The sequence below is a fragment of the Kosakonia oryziphila genome (assembly GCF_900094795.1).
Taxonomy (GTDB): Bacteria; Pseudomonadota; Gammaproteobacteria; order Enterobacterales; family Enterobacteriaceae; genus Kosakonia; species Kosakonia oryziphila.
The window spans coordinates 17,539-36,203 of the sequence record NZ_FMBC01000047.1 but is presented as its reverse complement, the minus strand read 5'-3'; the positions used below and the strand labels follow the sequence as shown (position 1 = coordinate 36,203).

Annotated in this window: 20 protein-coding genes; 7 read left to right on the top strand and 13 right to left on the bottom strand. The window is 53.2% G+C overall.

Annotated features, from left to right (window positions below):
- Nucleotides 1–120: 120 nt before the first annotated feature.
- A complete protein-coding gene (fkpA, locus tag GA0061070_RS19180) occupies nucleotides 121–990 on the bottom strand; it encodes an FKBP-type peptidyl-prolyl cis-trans isomerase (protein WP_090137583.1) in 870 nt (289 codons plus the stop codon).
- 238 nt (nucleotides 991–1,228) lie between these two features.
- On the opposite strand from fkpA, the gene GA0061070_RS19175 reads away from it, so the two are divergent.
- Nucleotides 1,229–1,447 (top strand): protein SlyX, encoded by a 219-nt coding sequence (locus GA0061070_RS19175; protein ID WP_090137582.1) that lies wholly within the window; start codon nucleotides 1,229–1,231, stop codon nucleotides 1,445–1,447.
- Between the two features lie 165 nt (nucleotides 1,448–1,612).
- Here the strand turns inward: GA0061070_RS19175 and slyD are convergent, their stop codons facing one another.
- The 4 genes from slyD to kefG form a co-directional block, all read right to left on the bottom strand.
- Complete coding sequence (gene slyD / locus GA0061070_RS19170) at nucleotides 1,613–2,194, bottom strand: peptidylprolyl isomerase (RefSeq protein ID WP_090137581.1); 582 nt, start codon at nucleotides 2,192–2,194, stop codon at nucleotides 1,613–1,615.
- A 94-nt stretch (nucleotides 2,195–2,288) separates the two neighbouring features.
- The gene (locus GA0061070_RS19165) at nucleotides 2,289–2,489 is read right to left on the bottom strand and encodes a YheV family putative zinc ribbon protein (protein ID WP_007369794.1); all 201 of its coding nucleotides are present in this window, start codon (nucleotides 2,487–2,489) and stop codon (nucleotides 2,289–2,291) included.
- 10 nt (nucleotides 2,490–2,499) lie between these two features.
- Nucleotides 2,500–4,305 carry a glutathione-regulated potassium-efflux system protein KefB gene (gene kefB / locus GA0061070_RS19160; protein WP_090137580.1) on the bottom strand — a complete coding sequence of 602 codons (1,806 nt, stop codon included), beginning with the start codon at nucleotides 4,303–4,305 and terminating at the stop codon, nucleotides 2,500–2,502.
- Nucleotides 4,305–4,856, bottom strand: a complete 552-nt coding sequence (kefG, locus tag GA0061070_RS19155) for a glutathione-regulated potassium-efflux system ancillary protein KefG (RefSeq protein ID WP_208598188.1) — start codon at nucleotides 4,854–4,856, stop codon at nucleotides 4,305–4,307. Before kefG ends, kefB begins: the two co-directional genes overlap by 1 nt.
- A gap of 178 nt (nucleotides 4,857–5,034) precedes the next feature.
- Here kefG and GA0061070_RS19150 point away from each other — a divergent pair, with 178 nt between their 5' ends.
- Complete coding sequence (locus tag GA0061070_RS19150; protein ID WP_090137578.1) at nucleotides 5,035–6,939, top strand: ABC transporter ATP-binding protein; 1,905 nt, start codon at nucleotides 5,035–5,037, stop codon at nucleotides 6,937–6,939.
- A gap of 422 nt (nucleotides 6,940–7,361) precedes the next feature.
- On the opposite strand, the gene GA0061070_RS19145 is transcribed toward GA0061070_RS19150, so the two are convergent.
- Complete coding sequence (locus GA0061070_RS19145; RefSeq protein WP_244153172.1) at nucleotides 7,362–7,766, bottom strand: toxic anion resistance protein; 405 nt, start codon at nucleotides 7,764–7,766, stop codon at nucleotides 7,362–7,364.
- Between the two features lie 299 nt (nucleotides 7,767–8,065).
- Here GA0061070_RS19145 and GA0061070_RS19140 point away from each other — a divergent pair, with 299 nt between their 5' ends.
- From GA0061070_RS19140 to GA0061070_RS19130, 3 genes are read left to right on the top strand one after another with little or no spacing between them, the layout of a single operon-like run.
- The gene (locus tag GA0061070_RS19140) at nucleotides 8,066–9,085 is read left to right on the top strand and encodes a hydrolase (RefSeq protein WP_090137577.1); all 1,020 of its coding nucleotides are present in this window, start codon (nucleotides 8,066–8,068) and stop codon (nucleotides 9,083–9,085) included.
- Nucleotides 9,082–9,300: a YheU family protein gene (locus tag GA0061070_RS19135; RefSeq protein WP_043956310.1), complete on the top strand. Its 219-nt coding sequence runs from the start codon at nucleotides 9,082–9,084 to the stop codon at nucleotides 9,298–9,300. The genes GA0061070_RS19140 and GA0061070_RS19135 overlap by 4 nt, the downstream gene beginning before the upstream one ends.
- Before the next feature lie 55 nt (nucleotides 9,301–9,355).
- Nucleotides 9,356–10,225 (top strand): phosphoribulokinase, encoded by an 870-nt coding sequence (locus tag GA0061070_RS19130; protein ID WP_090137576.1) that lies wholly within the window; start codon nucleotides 9,356–9,358, stop codon nucleotides 10,223–10,225.
- A gap of 29 nt (nucleotides 10,226–10,254) precedes the next feature.
- On the opposite strand, the gene GA0061070_RS19125 is transcribed toward GA0061070_RS19130, so the two are convergent.
- The gene (locus GA0061070_RS19125; RefSeq protein ID WP_090137575.1) at nucleotides 10,255–10,659 is read right to left on the bottom strand and encodes an OsmC family protein; all 405 of its coding nucleotides are present in this window, start codon (nucleotides 10,657–10,659) and stop codon (nucleotides 10,255–10,257) included.
- A 311-nt stretch (nucleotides 10,660–10,970) separates the two neighbouring features.
- On the opposite strand from GA0061070_RS19125, the gene crp reads away from it, so the two are divergent.
- Entirely contained in the window at nucleotides 10,971–11,603 is a 633-nt protein-coding gene (gene crp, locus GA0061070_RS19120) for a cAMP-activated global transcriptional regulator CRP (RefSeq protein WP_000242755.1), read from the top strand.
- A gap of 48 nt (nucleotides 11,604–11,651) precedes the next feature.
- Nucleotides 11,652–13,730, top strand: coding sequence for a YccS/YhfK family putative transporter (locus GA0061070_RS19115; RefSeq protein ID WP_090137574.1), 2,079 nt, complete (start codon nucleotides 11,652–11,654; stop codon nucleotides 13,728–13,730).
- On the opposite strand, the gene argD is transcribed toward GA0061070_RS19115, so the two are convergent.
- From argD to GA0061070_RS19085, 6 genes are all read right to left on the bottom strand, one after another.
- A complete protein-coding gene (argD, locus tag GA0061070_RS19110) occupies nucleotides 13,720–14,940 on the bottom strand; it encodes a bifunctional acetylornithine/succinyldiaminopimelate transaminase (RefSeq protein ID WP_090137573.1) in 1,221 nt (406 codons plus the stop codon). The two genes, GA0061070_RS19115 and argD, sit on opposite strands and share 11 nt — an antisense overlap.
- Nucleotides 14,941–15,027: 87 nt before the next feature.
- The gene (gene pabA / locus GA0061070_RS19105; RefSeq protein WP_090137572.1) at nucleotides 15,028–15,591 is read right to left on the bottom strand and encodes an aminodeoxychorismate synthase component 2; all 564 of its coding nucleotides are present in this window, start codon (nucleotides 15,589–15,591) and stop codon (nucleotides 15,028–15,030) included.
- 30 nt (nucleotides 15,592–15,621) lie between these two features.
- The gene (locus tag GA0061070_RS19100) at nucleotides 15,622–16,224 is read right to left on the bottom strand and encodes a putative adenosine monophosphate-protein transferase Fic (protein ID WP_090137571.1); all 603 of its coding nucleotides are present in this window, start codon (nucleotides 16,222–16,224) and stop codon (nucleotides 15,622–15,624) included.
- The gene (locus GA0061070_RS19095; protein WP_090137570.1) at nucleotides 16,214–16,384 is read right to left on the bottom strand and encodes a YhfG family protein; all 171 of its coding nucleotides are present in this window, start codon (nucleotides 16,382–16,384) and stop codon (nucleotides 16,214–16,216) included. Before GA0061070_RS19095 ends, GA0061070_RS19100 begins: the two co-directional genes overlap by 11 nt.
- A gap of 105 nt (nucleotides 16,385–16,489) precedes the next feature.
- Entirely contained in the window at nucleotides 16,490–17,062 is a 573-nt protein-coding gene (gene ppiA, locus GA0061070_RS19090; RefSeq protein ID WP_090137569.1) for a peptidylprolyl isomerase A, read from the bottom strand.
- A 156-nt stretch (nucleotides 17,063–17,218) separates the two neighbouring features.
- Nucleotides 17,219–18,517 carry a cytosine deaminase gene (locus GA0061070_RS19085; RefSeq protein ID WP_090137568.1) on the bottom strand — a complete coding sequence of 433 codons (1,299 nt, stop codon included), beginning with the start codon at nucleotides 18,515–18,517 and terminating at the stop codon, nucleotides 17,219–17,221.
- Between the last annotated feature and the right edge of the window lie 148 nt (nucleotides 18,518–18,665).

The following is an 18,665-nucleotide window of genomic DNA, read 5'->3' as shown; positions in this document are numbered from 1 at the left end:
AAGTAACATAAAAAAATCCGTAATCCCTGTGAGATTACGGATTCTTACACAGCCACTGGATCGGTCAACCGATCCTTAACTGATCGGCATTACGCCCGAAGGCGGCGTTTTTTCACACTGTTACTTGGCACCGGTATCGGCAGCCTTCGCATCAGCAGGTTTATCTGTGGTGGCTGGAGCCGCATCTGACGCAGCAGCATCCGCTTTAGGTGTAGCGGCGTCAGCTTTCGGAGCCGGTTTGATATCCAGCAGTTCTACGTCAAACACCAGCGTGGAGTTAGCCGGGATGCCCGGAACGCCAGTTTTACCATAAGCCAGAGCCGGGGGGATCACCAGCTTGATTTTGCCGCCTTTCTTGATGTTTTTCAGGCCTTCAGTCCAGCCAGGGATCACACCATCGAGGCGGAAGGAGAGCGGTTCGCCACGGGTATAAGAGTTATCGAACTCTTTGCCATCAATCAGCGTACCTTTGTAGTTCACAACGACAGTGTCGCTGTCTTTCGGCGCATCGCCAGTCCCTTCTTTTTCGACTTTGTACAGCAGGCCGCTATCAGTCGTTTTCACACCTTTCTCTTTGGCGAAAGTGTCACGGAAGGTTTTACCTTTCGCTTCGTTATCAGCAGCATCTTTCTCCATACGTTCTTGCGCGGCAGTTTTCACACGCGTCTCGAACGCTTGCAGCGTTTGCTCAATTTCCTGGTCGCTCAGTTTGCTCTTATCAGCAAACGCATCCTGAACGCCAGCAATCAATTGTGCTTTGTCCAGTTTGATACCCAGTTTTTCCTGCTCCTTCAGGGAATTTTCCATGTAGCGGCCCAGTGACGCTCCCAGCGCATAAGCAGACTTCTGGTCGTCATTTTTAAATGCCGCTTTACTGTCAACTGCTGTAGCAGTCTCTTTCTTCGCCGTTTCCGCAGCGGAAGAGAGCGGTGCATGAAGGGCAACGGCCATTGTGGTCGCCAGCAGCGTGACTTTAAACAGTGATTTCATCCATTTCTCCAGGGGCCGGGGCATCTCGCCCCAGGGTTAAACATAAAAGTAAGAAGCGTACTATAAAGCGTTGCGGTAGAAATCAACATAAGGACGCTACCTGAATTCACCTGTTTTCAGACTATTTTTGTTTAAATTAGTTTCTGATTTTCTGACTTAATACTGTACCGCATGACAAACTTCAGTAAAATTCGCTCGATTTATGAAATTTGAGCCGGAAGCAGACCCGAGGTGAAGAATGCAAGAGCTAACAACAGAAGCGCGACTGGCTGAACTGGAAAGCAAACTGGCCTTTCAGGAGATGACAATCGAAGAGCTAAATCAGACGGTTATCGCCCACGAACTGGAGATGGCAAAGTTGCGTGAGCACCTGCGGCTAATGGCAGAAAAGCTCAAAGCCAGCCAGCCTTCCCATATGGCGTCGCCATCAGAAGAAACACCGCCGCCCCATTATTAATGGCGTAAAAAAAGCGGGTTTCCCCGCTCAGTGCATAAATCCCTAAGTATTTCGTATTGCAGGCAGGCGGCAAACTTGAAAATCCCCGGGAGCATAGAAAACTATGTGGCCGGGGTTTGAAAGTGAAGCCAACGCACCTGCTGTGCGAAAGACGACGGGATTTTATTAGTGGCAACCGCAGCCGCCGTTACCACCGCAACCGCCTTTACCATGGTCGTGACCATGATCGTGGCCGTGACCACCGCAGCAGCCATCATGATCATGGTCATGATCGTGGTCATGCGCACCGTGAACGTGGCCATGAGCCAACTCTTCTTCCGTCGCTTCGCGGATCGCAACAACTTCAACGTTAAATTTCAGATTCTGGCCAGCCAGCATGTGGTTGCCATCAACCACAACGTGGTCGTCTTCAACTTCGGTAATTTCTACCGGTACCGGGCCCTGGTCGGTTTCCGCCAGGAAACGCATGCCAACCTGCAACTCGTCAACGCCCATAAAAACGTCTTTCGGTACGCGCTGTACCAGGTTTTCATCGTACTGACCGTAAGCGTCATTCGCGCCAACCGCCACATCGAATTTATCGCCGACTTCGTGCCCGTTCAGCGCGTTTTCCAGACCAGAGATCAGGGAACCGTGACCGTGCAGGTAGTCCAGCGGCGCACTCACCGGAGACTCATCAACCAACACACCGTCTTCTGTACGTACCTGGTAAGCCAGGCTGACCACCAGGTCTTTTGCTACTTTCATGATATCTCCTGAGCGTGGGAAAATTACTGGCGCAGATTGTAGCGGAATTCTGCACCCGTGTACCCTTTAGCTTAAAAAAAGCTGCCCGATATGGCTAGTCCGGATGAAAAATACCAATAACTTGCTCATCTTTGCGAACATGATCGCGGGCCTCTTTATCGGCTTCACGCATCTGGTGTCCACACTTAACACACTCAACAATATCGACATTATTTTCACGCCACATCGCCAGCGAATCCTTAGCCTGGCATGACGGACAAACCGCCCCGGCAATAAAACGTTTACGTACCGCCATTCGAATCCCCTTATTCAAACTCGTCCCAGCCATCCAGCTGGCGACGCTCTTTTTGCATTTCACGCTGGAAAATCTCCTCCAGCTCGCGCCGCGCTTCGCGTACGCGGGAAATTTGTAGCGTATCGGTATGCACCGGCATCAGTTCACGCAGCATACGCATATCCAGCCGTTTAAAATGCAGTTGCGCGCGCTGCGCCTGGTGAGGGTGCATACCCAGCGAAATAAGTGTCTTGCGCCCCAACTCCAGCGCACTGGAGAAGGTTTCGCGGGAAAACTGCGTCACACCGGCCTGCAACAGCTCGTGCGCTTCCACGCGCCCGCGCGCCCGCGCCAAAATGACCAGATGGGGGAAATGTTGCTGACAGATTTCCACCAGTTTCATCGTGTCCAGCGGATCATTGCAGGTAATGACGATGGATTGCGCTGATTCCGCGCCCGCCGAGCGCAGCAGTTCCACCTGTGTCGCATCGCCGTAATAAACTTTATAACCGTACTTACGCATTAGATTGACGGCACTGATATCCCGCTCCAGCACGGTAATGCGCATCTTGTTCGCCATCAGCAAGCGACCAATCACCTGGCCAAAGCGGCCAAACCCCACCACAATTACTTGCGGTTTGTCATCGTCCACCCACGGCGCTTCGTCTTCATCTTCCGGCGTGTTAAAGCGCCATGAGAGCAGCTTATCGATACCTCGCATCAACAACGGCGTGGTCATCATCGACAGGGTGACGGTCACCAGTAACAGCGCCATCTGATCGTGCTTAAACAAACGCTGGGACGAGGCAGAAGAGAAGAGCACAAACGCAAACTCGCCCCCCTGGCTAAGCACGCTGGCAAACTGCATCCGCTCCGAACTGCGTAGCCCATACACTCGTGCCAGCACGTACAGTACCAGCGTTTTGATCACCACCAGCACCGCGACACTCATCACCACCCATAACAAGTGGGTATAAAGCACACCCAGATTTAGTGCCATACCGACAGAAATAAAGAACAGACCGAGCAGTAAACCTTTAAACGGCTCGATAGCGATTTCCAGTTCGTGGCGATATTCACTCTCTGCCAGCAGCACCCCGGCAATAAAAGTGCCTAACGCCATCGACAGCCCCAGCGCATCCATAAACAGCGCCGAACCGAGCACCAGCAATAGCGTTGCTGCAGTAAAAACTTCGCGTACGCCTGAACCGGCAATAAAGCGAAACACCGGGCGCAACAGGTAACGCCCGCCGATCAGCATGCCGGCAAAGGCCAGCACCTTCATGCCGACCTTCATCCAGTCAAGGTGATTGTCGCCATTTCCCGCCAGCAGCGGCACCAGCGCCAGCGCCGGGATCACCGCCAGATCCTGAAACAGCAGCACAGAAAAACCCAGTTGCCCGGATTCGCTGCGATTCATGCCTTTATCACGCATCAGTTGCAGCGCCATCGCCGTCGATGACATCGCAAGGCCGATACCGCCAACCACGGCGGCCTGCCAGGCGAATTGCGTCAACATCAGCAATCCGGCCAGAATTGCTGCGCTAAGTAACACCTGCGCGGCACCGACACCGAAAATCGAGCGCCGCAGCTCCCAAAGCTTGGCCGGGTTCAGCTCCAGCCCGATGATAAACATCAGGAACACCACGCCCAACTCGGAGAAGTGAAGGATTTCATCAACGTCACTGATAAACCCCAGACCCCACGGGCCAATGGCTATCCCCGCCAGCAAATAACCAAGCACGGCCCCAATGCCAAGCCGGGCGGCCAGCGGTACGGCGACGACAGCAGCGAAGAGAAACAGCACACCTGCCAGTAACAGCGCGGAACCTTCCATCAGCGACCTCCTGGCGGTAGCGGCGACGCCAGCCAGTCGCCGTAAGCTTTGGCATGATTCGCCAGTTCCTGCGGCAATTGCCTGCGCGCCCAATAAACAATGATCGGGCTAAGCCAGTGCATACGGCACATAGCGGCGGTCAATTCAAACGGACGCAGAATGTCATTCATTGAGTAGCGATTCAGGCCATCATGACGATAAGCCGCCTCCGGCTCGCCGGTGGTGACCACGCTACGCCAGTACTTTCCCGCCAGTTGATTCCCGCCAATACCGCTGGCAAAACCGCGGCTTAATACGCGATCCAACCATTCTTTGAGCAATGCCGGACAACTGTAGGTATACAACGGGTGCTGGAAGACAATCACGTCATGCTCGCGCAGCAACGCCTGTTCACGAGGAATATCGATAAAGAAATCAGGATAGCGCGCGTAGAGATCGTGCACCGTGACGTTTTGGAGCTGCATTGCCGGTTTAAGCAAAACCCGATTAGCCACCGAGTCCTGAGATTCCGGATGGGCATACAGCAGCAACACTTTGGCTGTCTGCGACATCATTCCCCTCCCGGGTGTCGTACCTGTTATTCTTCCGGCGCAGCCACTTTTGCCTGCCCAGAATGATTTTGTCTATCGCCTTCATTTTGGGCTACCATTGCGGCCCCGGTACGGCATTTGGCCGTAACCTTACATTATCATAATCACAAATTAACATAGTCTGAACATACGGCGCCTTATGATTGTTTTCTCCTCGTTACAAGTTCGTCGCGGTGTGCGTGTCCTGCTGGACAACGCCACGGCCACCATTAACCCGGGCCAGAAAGTCGGTCTGGTGGGTAAAAACGGCTGCGGCAAATCAACGCTGCTGTCGCTGCTGAAAAACGAGATGAGCGCCGATGGCGGCAGCCTCACGTTTCCAGGCACCTGGCAACTGGCGTGGGTGAATCAGGAAACCCCGGCCCTGAACGAGGCGGCGATAAACTATGTGATAGACGGCGATCGTGAATATCGCAAACTGGAAGGCGAGCTGAACAACGCCAACGAACGCAACGACGGCCATGCCATCGCCACGGTGCACGGCAAACTTGATGCCATTGACGCCTGGACTATCCGTTCCCGCGCCTCCAGCCTGTTGCACGGTCTGGGCTTTACCAACGAGCAACTCGAGCGTCCGGTGAGCGACTTCTCCGGCGGCTGGCGTATGCGTCTGAACCTCGCACAGGCGCTGATTTGCCGTTCAGATTTACTGCTGCTCGATGAGCCGACGAACCATCTCGATCTGGACGCGGTGATCTGGCTGGAGAAGTGGCTGAAGAGCTATCAGGGCACACTAATCCTGATCTCCCACGACCGTGATTTTCTCGATCCGGTGGTCGACAAAATTCTGCATATCGAACAGCAAAGCCTGTTCGAATATACCGGCAACTACAGTTCGTTCGAGCGCCAGCGTGCAACGCGTCTCGCCCAGCAACAGGCCACTTACGAAAGCCAGCAGCAGCGCGTAGCGCACCTGCAAAGCTTTATTGATCGCTTTAAAGCGAAAGCCAGCAAAGCCAAGCAGGCGCAGAGCCGTATCAAAATGCTTGAACGCATGGAACTGATTGCGCCAGCGCACGTCGATAACCCATTCCATTTCAGCTTCCGCGCACCGGAAAGTCTGCCGAACCCGTTATTGAAAATGGAAAAAGTGAGCGCGGGTTATGGCGATCGCACCATTCTGAATGCCATCAAACTGAACCTGGTACCCGGTTCGCGTATTGGCCTTCTGGGGCGCAACGGCGCGGGTAAATCGACGCTGATTAAAATGTTAGCCGGTGAACTGGCGCCGCAAAGTGGTGAAATCGGCCTAGCGAAAGGCATCAAGCTGGGTTATTTCGCCCAGCATCAACTGGAGTTTTTACGCGCGGATGAGTCGCCGCTGCAACACCTGGCACGCCTGGCGCCGCAGGAGCTGGAGCAGAAGCTGCGCGATTATCTCGGCGGTTTCGGTTTTCAGGGCGACAAGGTTACCGAGGTAACGGAACGCTTCTCCGGCGGCGAAAAAGCGCGACTGGTACTGGCGCTAATCGTCTGGCAGCGCCCGAACCTGTTACTGCTCGATGAACCGACCAACCACCTGGATCTTGATATGCGCCAGGCGCTGACCGAAGCGTTGATCGAATTCGAAGGCGCGCTGGTTGTCGTCTCGCACGATCGTCACTTGTTGCGCTCCACCACTGACGATCTCTATCTGGTGCACGACGGCAAAGTGGAGCCGTTTGAAGGCGATCTGGAAGATTATCAGCAATGGCTGAGCGACGTGCAGAAGCAAGAAAGTCAGCCTGCGGAAGCCGCAAAAGATAACGGCAACAGCGCTCAGGCACGCAAAGATCAAAAACGCCGTGAAGCGGAACTGCGCACACAGACCCAGCCGCTACGTAAAGAGATCGCCCGGCTGGAAAAAGAGATGGAAAAGCTCAATGCAAAGCTGGCGCAAGCCGAAGAGAAGCTCAGTGACAGCGGGCTGTACGATCAAAGCCGTAAAGCTGAGCTAACCACCTGCCTGCAACAACAGGCGACGGCGAAAGCCGGTCTGGAAGAGTGTGAAATGGCATGGCTTGAAGCGCACGAGCAGCTGGAAGCGATGCTGCAAGGGGAATAACTGGCGATAACAGCGGGCGAGAGAGTTATGAATCTGGATATCACCAACGACATTACGTTTCGCAAGCTGGGCATTTTCATGACTTTTATGGACGACGCTGTTTCTCGCTGCGCCGCGTGTTCCATACCTGTGCTGGCGTTTGCCCAGATAACATTATTAACCTACTGATTCAGCTAATTATTTTGACTTGTTTAACACTGAATTCAGTGTGTGCTTTGCTGAGAAAGACATCAATTAAGGAGGCGATAAAACCATTAGCCTGAGAGTAATAATCAACAAAACAATCTATGATGTGGATCAGTTTCGCCGGCTAAGAAAAGTATTATGCCGCGAGGGATGAGAGTGTGTGGCGGCAAAAGAAAAAGGCCTGCCCAAGCTATTGCGAGAGCAGGCGCGCTTTTATTTCACATAGCCGTCTGTTTTCAGGAGCTTATCCAGGGTTCTGAGCTCTGAATGCCATCCAATAGATCCCGAAGGCGCTGCGCGTTCATCGGATCGGTTGCCGCCTGCGCCTGCAAAGCGGGTAATTCGTTTTGTTTGATCTGCTCCAGCTTTTGCTTACCGGCAATAATATGCAGCGTAATTTGCTGAAAAACATCGCGGTTACGATCAAAGAGGATCTCCAGAACCGAGATATTGCGCAGCAGATCCACCATCGCGTCATTCAGCTTTGCGGTGATGGTATCTACCTGTTTGATTTTCATCAGGAGATCGGTCAACTGTACGCCAATCACACCAGCATCTTTCGCCTGAACTTCCTGCATCAACGATTCAGAAAACTGCGAGATGCTGTTCATTGTTTTGGCGCCAAAGGCCAGCGAGAACACCGGATCGTTAATATTAATTTCTTCAACGATATTCTGGATTTGCGCTTGCTCGGTCGGGGTTAAATTTTCACTGCCGGGTAAGTCGTTATTGCCTGATTGCGTTGCTGTGGCGCCGCAAGGTCAAGCGAGGTATTTTCCGTCGTCCTCAATGAGTAAAAAGCTGGAATGAAATTGCTGATTTATTAAATCGTTATAAGGCTGTCCCTGGAGCGTAGTACGGTACAACAGCAGCAAAGTATTAAACAGCGTAAATATTCGCAAGTATAATAAACGTCAATTCATTGAGATGATTTAACACGATGGCAGATATTACACCTGCAAATATTCTTGAAAATCAGGAAGATTCGCACAACTTTCATCCGATGCCGGGTGCGCGGAATCCGCATCTACAAACGATGCTGCCTCGCATTCTACGCCGCCGCTTACAGTTTGATCCCTGGTGGCAGCGTCTGGAGCTACCGGACGGCGATTTCATCGATCTCGCCTGGAGCGAAGAGCCCTGGCTGGCAAAACACAAACCGCGTCTGGTTGTGTTTCACGGTCTGGAAGGTAGCCTGCACAGCCCGTATGCGCATGGTCTGATCCATGCGGCAAAAGAGCGCGGCTGGCTGGGCGTGGTAATGCATTTTCGCGGGTGTAGCGGCATTCCCAACCGCCTTAACCGCATCTATCACTCCGGCGAAACCGAAGATGGCACCTGGTTTTTACGTTGGCTACCAGAAACCTTCGGCCCGGCGCCGACTGCGGCAGTCGGCTATTCGCTGGGCGGCAATATGCTCGGCTGTTTGCTGGCCAAAGCCGAAGATTCTCTTCCTGTTGATGCCGCCGTGATCGTCTCTGCACCATTGATGCTGGAAGCGTGCAGTTATCATATGGAAAAAGGGTTTTCCCGCTTCTATCAGCGTTATCTGCTGAATTTGCTGAAAGCGAACGCCGCACGCAAATTAAGAGCCTACCCCGGCTCGCTGCCGACGACGCTGTCAGCGCTGCGGAAAGTGCGGCGTATCCGCGAGTTTGACGATCTGATCACCGCCAAAATCCACGGGTTTGCTGATGCACTGGATTACTATCGCCGCTGTAGCGCCATGCCGCAGTTGCCGCTGATCCGCAAACCGACGCTGATTATTCACGCTAAAGACGATCCATTTATGGATCACAACGTCATCCCGGATGCTGAACATTTACCGCCGAATATTGAGTACCAACTGACAGAACACGGCGGCCATGTCGGGTTTGTCGGCGGTACGCTGCGCCGACCAGAAATGTGGCTGGAAAAGCGTATTCCGGACTGGCTTTCCACCTGGCTGAGAACATCATGATTATTCCCTGGCAAGAGATTGACGCCGACACGCTGAACAATCTGATTGAGAGCTTTGTCTTGCGCGAAGGCACCGATTATGGTGAACATGAACGTTCGCTAGAACAAAAGGTCGCTGACGTTAAACGTCAACTGCAACGCGGTGAGGCTGTACTGGTGTGGTCAGAGCTGCACGAGACGGTAAATATTATGCCGCGGGGGCAGTTCCACGATTAACCGGGTAGATGGCGGCTGACTATACTGCAAACACAGTTTTATTCAGGGAGTTGCTATGTCCGCCAAACATCCGGTCATCGCCGTCACTGGTTCCAGCGGCGCGGGAACCACCACTACCAGCGTCGCCTTTCGCAAAATCTTCGCCCAGCTCAATATGCATGCCGCAGAAGTAGAAGGTGATAGCTTCCATCGCTTCACCCGTCCGGAAATGGATATGGCGATCCGCAAAGCCCGCGATCTTGGGCGGCATATCAGTTACTTTGGCCCGGATGCCAATGACTTTGGTCTGCTCGAACAAACCTTTAGCGAATATGGCCAGAGTGGAACCGGGCAAACGCGTAAATATCTGCACACCTATGATGAAGCGGTGCCGTGGAATCAGGTGCCGGGAACGTTTACCCCCTGGCAACCGCTGCCGGAACCTACCGACGTGCTGTTTTATGAAGGGCTGCACGGCGGTGTAGTGACACCGCAAAATGATGTGGCGCGGCATGTTGATTTACTGGTTGGCGTTGTGCCGATCGTCAACCTGGAGTGGATCCAGAAAATGATTCGCGACACCAGCGAACGCGGGCACTCCCGTGAAGCAGTGATGGATTCGGTGGTTCGCTCCATGGAAGATTACATCAACTTTATCACCCCGCAGTTTTCCCGAACGCATATCAACTTCCAGCGCGTGCCGACGGTCGATACTTCTAACCCTTTTGCTGCAAAAGGCATTCCGTCGCTGGATGAAAGCTTTGTAGTCATTCACTTCCAGAATTTGCAGGACATTGATTACCCGTGGCTGTTGGCGATGCTGCAAGGTTCGTTTATTTCCCATATGGATACGCTGGTGGTACCGGGCGGCAAGATGGGGCTGGCGATGGAACTGATTATGACGCCGCTGGTGCAACGACTGATGGAAGGGAAAAAGATTAAGTAGCCCGGCAAACCGATCGCCGGGCCAGGGTATCAGGCTTCAATAACCTCGTAGGAGTGGGTGATCTTCACCGCCTTCTCCAGCATCAACGCAACAGAACAATATTTTTCCGCTGACAGATCCACTGCGCGAGAAACCGCTGCGTCTTTCAACGCTTTACCGGTGACGATAAAGTGCAGATTGATATGTGTAAACAGACGCGGCGCTTCCTCACGTCGTTCAGAAGTCAGCTTCACTTCGCAGTCGATTACGTCATGGCGCCCTTTCTGCAAGATGGAAACGACGTCAATTGCGCTGCAACCGCCCGCCGCCATCAGTACCATCTCCATCGGACTTGGCGCTTTATCCCCGGAATTACCGTCCATCAGAATTTGATGGCCAGATGCCGACTCCCCCAGGAAGGTTAACCCTTCAACCCATTTCACACGTGCCTGCATTTTATTCACTCCGGAGTAATAATTTTATTCACAGATTACGCGTACATAACAAAACTCGCAACGGAAGGCGACCTACGTCAAGCTGAAGCGAGACACCAGGAGACAGGCGTGAAAAGCTATGCTAAAACAATCTGGATGCTACAGAGATAAATGGATGTTACGCATGTATGCATGACATCGTATATTAGAGGCCGCAGATAACGCTGACGGCCCACTTCTCAGGACATGAGAAGCTTTGATTGCAACCCCGGAAGCAGGCTGAAACTTACATCCCGCTTTCGGAGCCAGCTTATAACAGAGGATAACCGCGCATGGTGCTTGGCAAACCGCAAACAGACCCGACTCTCGAATGGTTCTTGTCTCATTGCCACATTCATAAGTACCCGTCGAAGAGCACGCTGATTCACCAGGGTGAAAAAGCGGAAACGCTGTACTACATCGTTAAAGGCTCAGTGGCAGTGCTAATCAAGGATGAAGAAGGTAAAGAGATGATTCTTTCTTACCTTAATCAGGGTGATTTTATCGGTGAACTGGGCTTGTTCGAAGAAGGTCAGGAGCGTAGTGCCTGGGTACGCGCCAAAACCGCTTGTGAAGTCGCCGAGATTTCCTACAAAAAATTCCGTCAGCTTATTCAGGTGAACCCGGATATTCTGATGCGCCTCTCCGCGCAGATGGCGCGTCGCCTTCAGGTGACCTCGGAGAAAGTCGGCAATCTGGCGTTCCTGGACGTAACGGGCCGTATCGCGCAGACGCTGCTGAATCTGGCAAAACAGCCGGACGCTATGACTCACCCGGACGGCATGCAGATTAAAATCACTCGCCAGGAGATTGGCCAAATCGTTGGCTGCTCCCGTGAGACTGTCGGCCGCATCCTGAAAATGCTGGAAGATCAGAATCTGATCTCCGCCCACGGTAAAACCATCGTGGTATACGGAACACGTTAATCCGTAAAACGGCGCATCGTTTACCCGGCGCGCCGTTTTTCTCTCCTCATGTGGCGCAGGCTGATTTATCACCCCGAAATCAACTACGCACTGCGACAAACGCTGGTGTTATGTCTGCCGGTGGCAATTGGTCTGCTCGTCGGCCATCTGCAACAGGGTCTGCTTTTCTCACTCGTTCCCGCGTGCTGCAATATTGCCGGTCTCGACACGCCGCATAAGCGTTTCTTTAAACGCCTGATTATTGGCGGCTGTCTGTTTGCAGGTAGCAGCCTGGCGGTGCAGTTGCTGCTGGCGGAAGATCTTCCGCTGCCGCTGATCTTTACCATGCTGACCCTGCTATTGGGCGTTACTGCTGAGATCAGCGCATTGCACGGGCGCTTATTGCCCGCCTCGCTAATTGCCGCCATCTTCACGCTCAGCCTCGCCGGAAATATGCCGGTGTGGGAGCCGCTACTGATCTACGCGCTGGGCACACTGTGGTACGGGCTGTTTAACTGGTTCTGGTTCTGGATGTGGCGGGAACAACCGCTGCGCGAATCGTTAAGCCTGCTCTACCGGCAACTGGCTGATTATTGCGAGGCCAAATATAGCCTGCTAACGCAGCACGCCGATCCGGAAAAAGCCCTGCCACCACTGCTTGCTCGCCAGCAAAAAGCGGTGGATATGATAAGCCAGTGCTACCAGCAATTGCATATGCTGGCGGCCAATCAGCATAACGACTACAAACGCCTGCTGCGCGTTTTCCAGGTCGCGCTGGATTTGCAGGAGCATATTTCCGTCAGCCTGCACCAGCCGGAAGAAGTACAAAAACTGGTGGAACAAACCCATGCCGAGCAGGTGATCCGCTGGAATGCGCAGACCGTCGCCGCCCGTTTACGCGTGCTGGCAGACGACATTCTCTACCATCGTTATCCGGCGCGTTTCACGATGGAGAAGCAAATCGGCGCGCTGGAAAAAATCGCCCGCCAGCACCCGGATAATCCTGTCGGTCAATTCTGCGCCTGGCACTTCAGCCGCATTGCCCGCGTATTGCGTACGCAGCGCCCTCTGTACATCCGCGATCTGATGGCGGAGAAGCAGCGTCGATTGCCATTGCTCCCGGCGCTAAAAAGCTATTTATCCTTGAAATCCGCCGCACTGCGTAATGCAGCGCGCATCAGTGTGATGCTCAGTACTGCCGGTCTGATGGGCAGCGCTCTGCATCTGCCGAAACCCTACTGGATCATGATGACAATTATGTTTGTCACGCAAAATGGTTATGGCGCTACTCGAGTGCGCATTGTCCATCGGGCGGCAGGAACCATTGCCGGGCTGGTTATCGCCGGGGTCACTTTGCACTTTCATGTTCCGCTCGGTTTCACGCTAACGGCCATGTTATTGATTACGCTGGTTAGCTATCTGATTATCCGTAAAAACTACGGCTGGGCGATGGTCGGCTTTACTATTACTGCGGTGTACTCATTGCAACTGCTGACATTAAACGGCGAAGAATTTATTGTCGCGCGGCTAATCGATACGTTAATTGGTTGCCTGATCGCTTTTGGCGGTATGGTCTGGCTGTGGCCGCAATGGCAAAGCGGTTTGCTGCGCCAGAATGCCCACGACGCGCTGGAAACAGACCAGCAGGCGATTCGCCTGATCCTCAGCGATGACCCACAGCCAACGCCGCTCGCCTGGCAGCGTATGCGCGTCAACCAGGCACATAATGCACTCTTTAACTCGCTCAATCAGGCGATGCAGGAACCGGGCTTTAATACTCGCTATCTGGAAGATATGAAGCTGTGGGTCACGCACAGTCAGTTTATTGTCGAACATATCAATGCGATGACCACGCTGGCGCGTGAGCATACGATGCTAACGCCGGAACTGGCGCAGCGCTATTTGCAGTCCTGCGAGATTGCCCTGCAACGTTGTCAGCAGCGGCTGGAGTATGACGGGCCGGGAGAGTCTGGTGATGTGAATATTCTGGAAGCGCCGGAAACGTTGACTCACGGGCCAATGAGCACGCTCGAACAGCATTTACAACGGGTTATCGGGCATCTGAACACCATGCACACCATATCATCAGTGGCATGGCGTCAGCGCCCGCATCACGGCATCTGGCTAAGCCGACGTCTTAACCATTAACCACTTTCTCAACTGCGCTGGCAAAGCGGCGCATCCCTTCATCGATATCCTGCTCATCAATAACCAGCGACGGCGCAAAGCGCATTACGTCCGGGCCGGCGTTCAGCACCATTACGCCCGCATCTGCGGCGGCATAGAGAAAATCACGCGCGCGGCCTTTGAGCGGCGCAGCCAATTCAGCGCCAACCAACAGCCCCATGCCGCGAATTTCACTGAAGAGTTGATATTTTTCACCGATCTGCTGCAAATGCTTAACAAAAAGCTGGCGCCTGGCATTCACACCGTTGAGCACTTCCGGCGTGTTGATAATGTCAAAAGCCGTTCCCGCTACCGCGCAGGCCAACGGGTTGCCGCCATAGGTAGAGCCGTGAGAACCGGCGTGGAACACGCTGGCGATTTCATTGGTCGTCAGCATCGCACTGATCGGGAAGCCGCCACCCAGCGCTTTTGCGCTGGTCAGAATGTCCGGCGTCACGCCATAGTGCATATAAGCAAACAGATCGCCGCTACGGCCCATGCCGCATTGCACTTCATCAAATACCAGCAGCGCGTTGTGCTGATCACACAGTTCGCGCAGCCCCTGCAAAAACTCCGGCGTTGCCGCCGTAACACCACCTTCCCCTTGGATCGGTTCGACCACTACCGCGCAGGTATGATCGTCCATCACCGCTTTCACTGCGTGCAGATCGTTGAACGGCACATGAATGATATCGGCAGGTTTCGGGCCAAAACCGTCGGAATATTTTGGCTGACCACCAACCGTGACGGTAAACAGCGAACGACCGTGGAAGGAATTGTGGAAGGCAATAATTTTGGTTTTATACGGACTATGGCGAGTGGATGCATAAAAACGCGCCAGCTTAAAGGCAGTTTCATTCGCTTCCGTGCCGGAGTTCATAAACACCACACGCTCGGCAAAAGTCGCGTCAATCAGTTTACGCGCCAGACGCAGTGCCGGTTCGTTGGTGAATACATTGCTGATATGCCACAGCGTTTCACCCTGAGTTTTCAACGTTTCTACCAGCGCGGGATGGCAGTGTCCTAAAGCAGTTACCGCAATTCCACCTGCAAAATCAACATACTCTTTACCCTGCTGATCCCACACACGACTGCCTTTTCCCTTCACCGGGATAAACTCGGCCGGTGCGTAAATTGGCAGAATCACTTCATCGAAGTTTGCACGCGTCACCGCGTCTTGCTGAGTTGCCATGTCTTGCCCATCCAGTTTTCTGTTGCATTGTTAATGAAAATATAATCACGAAATATGCATAAAAAATCACTGCATGGCAACCAGAAATCACCTTTTGAGGAAGTTTTCCAGTAACTGGTGACCCTGCTCGCTAAGGATGCTTTCTGGGTGAAACTGTACACCTTCCAGATCCCACTGCTGGTGGCGAATCCCCATGATTTCCCCACTTTCGGTACGCGCGGTCACTTCAAAGCATGCAGGTAGCGTAGGCGGGTCAATCACCAAAGAATGGTAACGGGTGACAGTTAACGGATTATTAAGCCCGGTAAACACGCCGCTGTTGTTATGGGTAATGGACGATGTTTTGCCGTGCATCACTTTTGCCGCACGGACGATCGTCGCGCCAAAGGCCTGGGCAATAGCCTGATGACCAAGACAGACGCCCAGAACAGGAAGCTTGCCTGCATAATGGCGAATGACGTCCAGCGAAATTCCGGACTCATCCGGCGTACAGGGGCCAGGCGAGATAACGATTTTTTGCGGCGCCAGCACGGCTATATCCTCAAGCGCCAGCTCATCGTTACGCCTTACCTCCACCCTTGCGCCCAGTTCGCAAAAGTATTGATACAGGTTCCAGGTGAAGGAGTCGTAATTGTCGATAAGCAGGATCATAGCGGCCTCGGTAAAATAAACCGCGCTAGTTTACTCACTTTCAACAGCTTCGCTTACTACTTTACGGAAGATGGCGCACAACGGATCCACATCCCCCATCGCTCCGGCCTGGTTCGCCGCGCTCCAGCGTTCAGGAACGATACTGCGCCAGTCCAGAATATAATTGGCATGCAGCGCAAGCTGTTCAAAAAAGATGCGCTGTGCAATGCCATTGCCGAGGCGGAATGGATGCAGCACATTGATCTCACAGTAGTAGTGCGCAAGCCGTTCAATAAATGCATCCGCAGACAAGCCGCACAGCCACTCTTCCTCTTCCAGTTGCTGCATCAGCGCGTTGCCCTCTTTTTCAATGTATTCGAAATGGCAGAAACGCGTATCGCCCTCGTAGATGTCCACTTCCCGGAACTTCCCGGCCCAGTCGAATACATCCTGATAAAGGTGATGATGAATAGCGCACAGATGTGGAAGCCCGCGCGACAGAGGCCCCAGTTCGAGCGTCGCTGCGCGTAATGCCGTCAACTCATAAGCGGCTTGTTCCAGGCGCTGCGCCTGGTGAATACCCAGCAAGTTGCGCATCACATTCAGGCCTGGATAGAGGTAAGGATCACGGCCATCGCCAAATTTATCGCTCATAGTGCCCCCGGAGTTCTGCGAGTCGGAGATTGGCTTCTTCGGCAGTGAGCGTTACCAGCGTGCTGTCAACGCCTTCCAGTCGTCGGCTGGCCTGAAAGTTGACATTACGCAGTTGCTCCCAGAGACGGGATTTTTGCCTGTCAGTGAGTTTTTTCGGCATAGCGCCTCCCTGTTTGCACATGTACTTGCCCAAATTATAAGCAGCAATTTAATGTTACGCAGGGAAGCAAACCAGCACGGGCGAAAAACCCGTGCGGGGAGTGTGTTACGGCAGTACTTTTGCGGAAAGGATAACAACCGGTTTTGACGGGACATTCTGGTACGGGCCGACATCGTGTGTTGGTACCTGAGAAATTTTATCCACCACATCCATCCCTTTCACAACTTTACCGAAGACCGAATAACCGAAATCACGCTGGCCGTGGTCGAGGAAAGCGTTATCCGCAACGTTGATGAAGAACTGACTGGTCGCGCTGTCTTTATCTGCAGTACGCGCCATCGCAATGGTGCCACGTGTGTTACGCAGGCCATTATCCGCTTCGTTTTTGATCGGCGGGTTAGGCTGTTTTTGCTGCATCTGCTCGTTGAAACCACCGCCCTGTACCATGAACCCCGGGATCACACGATGAAACGTCGTGTTGTTGTAGAAACCGTTGTTAACGTAATCAAGGAAGTTTTTCACCGACACAGGGGCTTTCTGGTTGTTCAGCTCCAGTTCGATATTCCCGGCGGAGGTGGTGAGCAGAACATGGGGTTCGCCTTTTGCAGCCATCGCAGCAGGGGAAAGAGCAGAAAGGGCAAACACAGCCACAACAGCCGCCAGAGTCGATTTAACCATAGGGTTTCCTTAACGAAGTGCAGTAAAGAAAGCAAGTGGCTTGATTCTAAAGAGCAGTTAGCCAGCAGGCCAGCCTTTTACTTAATTTTACGTATTTGGAAACATATGTAACGTCAAACCGCTCACAACCGCAAGAATAAGGTCTGACGCCACAGTTTATCGTGCGTGATAACGGCTGAACTGCACCTCTTCACCGCCGTTGTCCATCTGCACCCAACTTTGCGCAGGCTGCGTACTGGCAATCACTCGCCCCTGACGAATGGACCATCTCACCGGTGCCTGGCAACGCACAGCATCAAACCCGCTTTCCACCGGCAAAATAATCATATTAGCCGGGTTGCCGGGGACGATGCCGTACTGTGTCAGACCGAAGGTTCTGGCGCTGTTATGGGTAATTAAACGCAGCCCCTGATCAATTTGCTGATAGCCCATCAATTGACAGACATGCAGCCCCATATGCAGCACCTGCAACATATTGCCCGTACCGAGCGGATACCAGGGGTCAAACACATCATCATGGCCGAAGCAGACGTTGATCCCCGCTGTCAGCAGCTCTTTCACCCGCGTGATGCCCCGACGTTTCGGATAATCATCAAAACGCCCTTGCAGATGAATATTGACCAGCGGATTGGCGACGAAATTGATGCCGGAAAGCTTCAGCAGGCGGAACAGCCGCGAGGTGTAAGCGCCGTTATAAGAGTGCATGGCGGTGGTATGACTGGCCGTCACGCGCGGGCCGATCCCCATTTTCAGCGCCAGTGCAGCCACCGTCTCAACAAAACGCGACTGCTCGTCATCGATTTCATCACAGTGAATATCCAGTGGGCGGTCATATTTTTGCGCCAGTGCAAAGGCAATGTGCAGTGATTCCACGCCGTATTCACGGGTAAACTCAAAGTGCGGGATCGCGCCGACAACATCGGCGCCCAGACGTAACGCCTCTTCCAGCAACGCCGCACCATTGGGGTAAGAGAGAATGCCTTCCTGTGGAAACGCAACAATCTGCAAATCGATCCACGGCGCGACCTCCGCTTTCACTTCCAGCATCGCTTTCAACGCAGTCAGTGTGGGATCAGAGACATCAACATGGGTGCGCACATGCTGCACACCATTGGCCATTTGCCACTTCAATGTCTGCCAGGCACGTGCTTTCACATCCTCATGGCTAAGCAGCGCTTTGCGTTCCGCCCAGCGTTCAATCCCCTCAAACAGCGTACCGGACTGGTTCCAGTTCGGCTCACCAGCGGTTTGCGTAGTATCCAGGTGGATATGCGGTTCAATAAACGGCGGCAGCGCCAGGCCGCCACGGGCATTCAGTACTTCGAGACTGTCGCTGTGCGTTGCGCCCATCGGCGTAATTTCGCCAAAACTCCCCTGCTCAATGGCAATTTGCCACAACCCTTCGCGATCGGGTAAATGCACATTCTGAACCAACCAAAGCGGTGTTGCCGACATAGCATGCCTCCGTGTTTTCATCAGATATCTTGTATCAGAGACGTGAGCAAAAACCCGCTTTTTTTTGCACGCATTTAGCGCAAACCATAAAAGCCATTGATATCCACAGCTTATAAAAATCAATAAAAATCAATAATCTACCCATTAA

What these genes read in the sequence shown, in the direction of transcription:
- GA0061070_RS19130 (WP_090137576.1), top strand. Translation starts at nt 9,356, where the DNA reads ATGTCCGCCAAACATCCGGTCATCGCCGTCACTGGTTCCAGCGGCGCG.
- kefB (WP_090137580.1), bottom strand. Translation starts at nt 4,305, where the DNA reads ATGGAAGGTTCCGCGCTGTTACTGGCAGGTGTGCTGTTTCTCTTCGCT.
- GA0061070_RS19150 (WP_090137578.1), top strand. Translation starts at nt 5,035, where the DNA reads ATGATTGTTTTCTCCTCGTTACAAGTTCGTCGCGGTGTGCGTGTCCTG.
- GA0061070_RS19125 (WP_090137575.1), bottom strand. Translation starts at nt 10,659, where the DNA reads ATGCAGGCACGTGTGAAATGGGTTGAAGGGTTAACCTTCCTGGGGGAG.
- kefG (WP_208598188.1), bottom strand. Translation starts at nt 4,856, where the DNA reads ATGTCGCAGACAGCCAAAGTGTTGCTGCTGTATGCCCATCCGGAATCT.
- ppiA (WP_090137569.1), bottom strand. Translation starts at nt 17,062, where the DNA reads ATGGTTAAATCGACTCTGGCGGCTGTTGTGGCTGTGTTTGCCCTTTCT.
- slyD (WP_090137581.1), bottom strand. Translation starts at nt 2,194, where the DNA reads ATGAAAGTAGCAAAAGACCTGGTGGTCAGCCTGGCTTACCAGGTACGT.
- GA0061070_RS19140 (WP_090137577.1), top strand. Translation starts at nt 8,066, where the DNA reads ATGGCAGATATTACACCTGCAAATATTCTTGAAAATCAGGAAGATTCG.
- GA0061070_RS19100 (WP_090137571.1), bottom strand. Translation starts at nt 16,224, where the DNA reads ATGAGCGATAAATTTGGCGATGGCCGTGATCCTTACCTCTATCCAGGC.
- fkpA (WP_090137583.1), bottom strand. Translation starts at nt 990, where the DNA reads ATGAAATCACTGTTTAAAGTCACGCTGCTGGCGACCACAATGGCCGTT.
- pabA (WP_090137572.1), bottom strand. Translation starts at nt 15,591, where the DNA reads ATGATCCTGCTTATCGACAATTACGACTCCTTCACCTGGAACCTGTAT.
- GA0061070_RS19115 (WP_090137574.1), top strand. Translation starts at nt 11,652, where the DNA reads ATGTGGCGCAGGCTGATTTATCACCCCGAAATCAACTACGCACTGCGA.
- argD (WP_090137573.1), bottom strand. Translation starts at nt 14,940, where the DNA reads ATGGCAACTCAGCAAGACGCGGTGACGCGTGCAAACTTCGATGAAGTG.
- GA0061070_RS19135 (WP_043956310.1), top strand. Translation starts at nt 9,082, where the DNA reads ATGATTATTCCCTGGCAAGAGATTGACGCCGACACGCTGAACAATCTG.
- GA0061070_RS19085 (WP_090137568.1), bottom strand. Translation starts at nt 18,517, where the DNA reads ATGTCGGCAACACCGCTTTGGTTGGTTCAGAATGTGCATTTACCCGAT.
- GA0061070_RS19095 (WP_090137570.1), bottom strand. Translation starts at nt 16,384, where the DNA reads ATGCCGAAAAAACTCACTGACAGGCAAAAATCCCGTCTCTGGGAGCAA.
- GA0061070_RS19175 (WP_090137582.1), top strand. Translation starts at nt 1,229, where the DNA reads ATGCAAGAGCTAACAACAGAAGCGCGACTGGCTGAACTGGAAAGCAAA.
- GA0061070_RS19165 (WP_007369794.1), bottom strand. Translation starts at nt 2,489, where the DNA reads ATGGCGGTACGTAAACGTTTTATTGCCGGGGCGGTTTGTCCGTCATGC.
- crp (WP_000242755.1), top strand. Translation starts at nt 10,971, where the DNA reads ATGGTGCTTGGCAAACCGCAAACAGACCCGACTCTCGAATGGTTCTTG.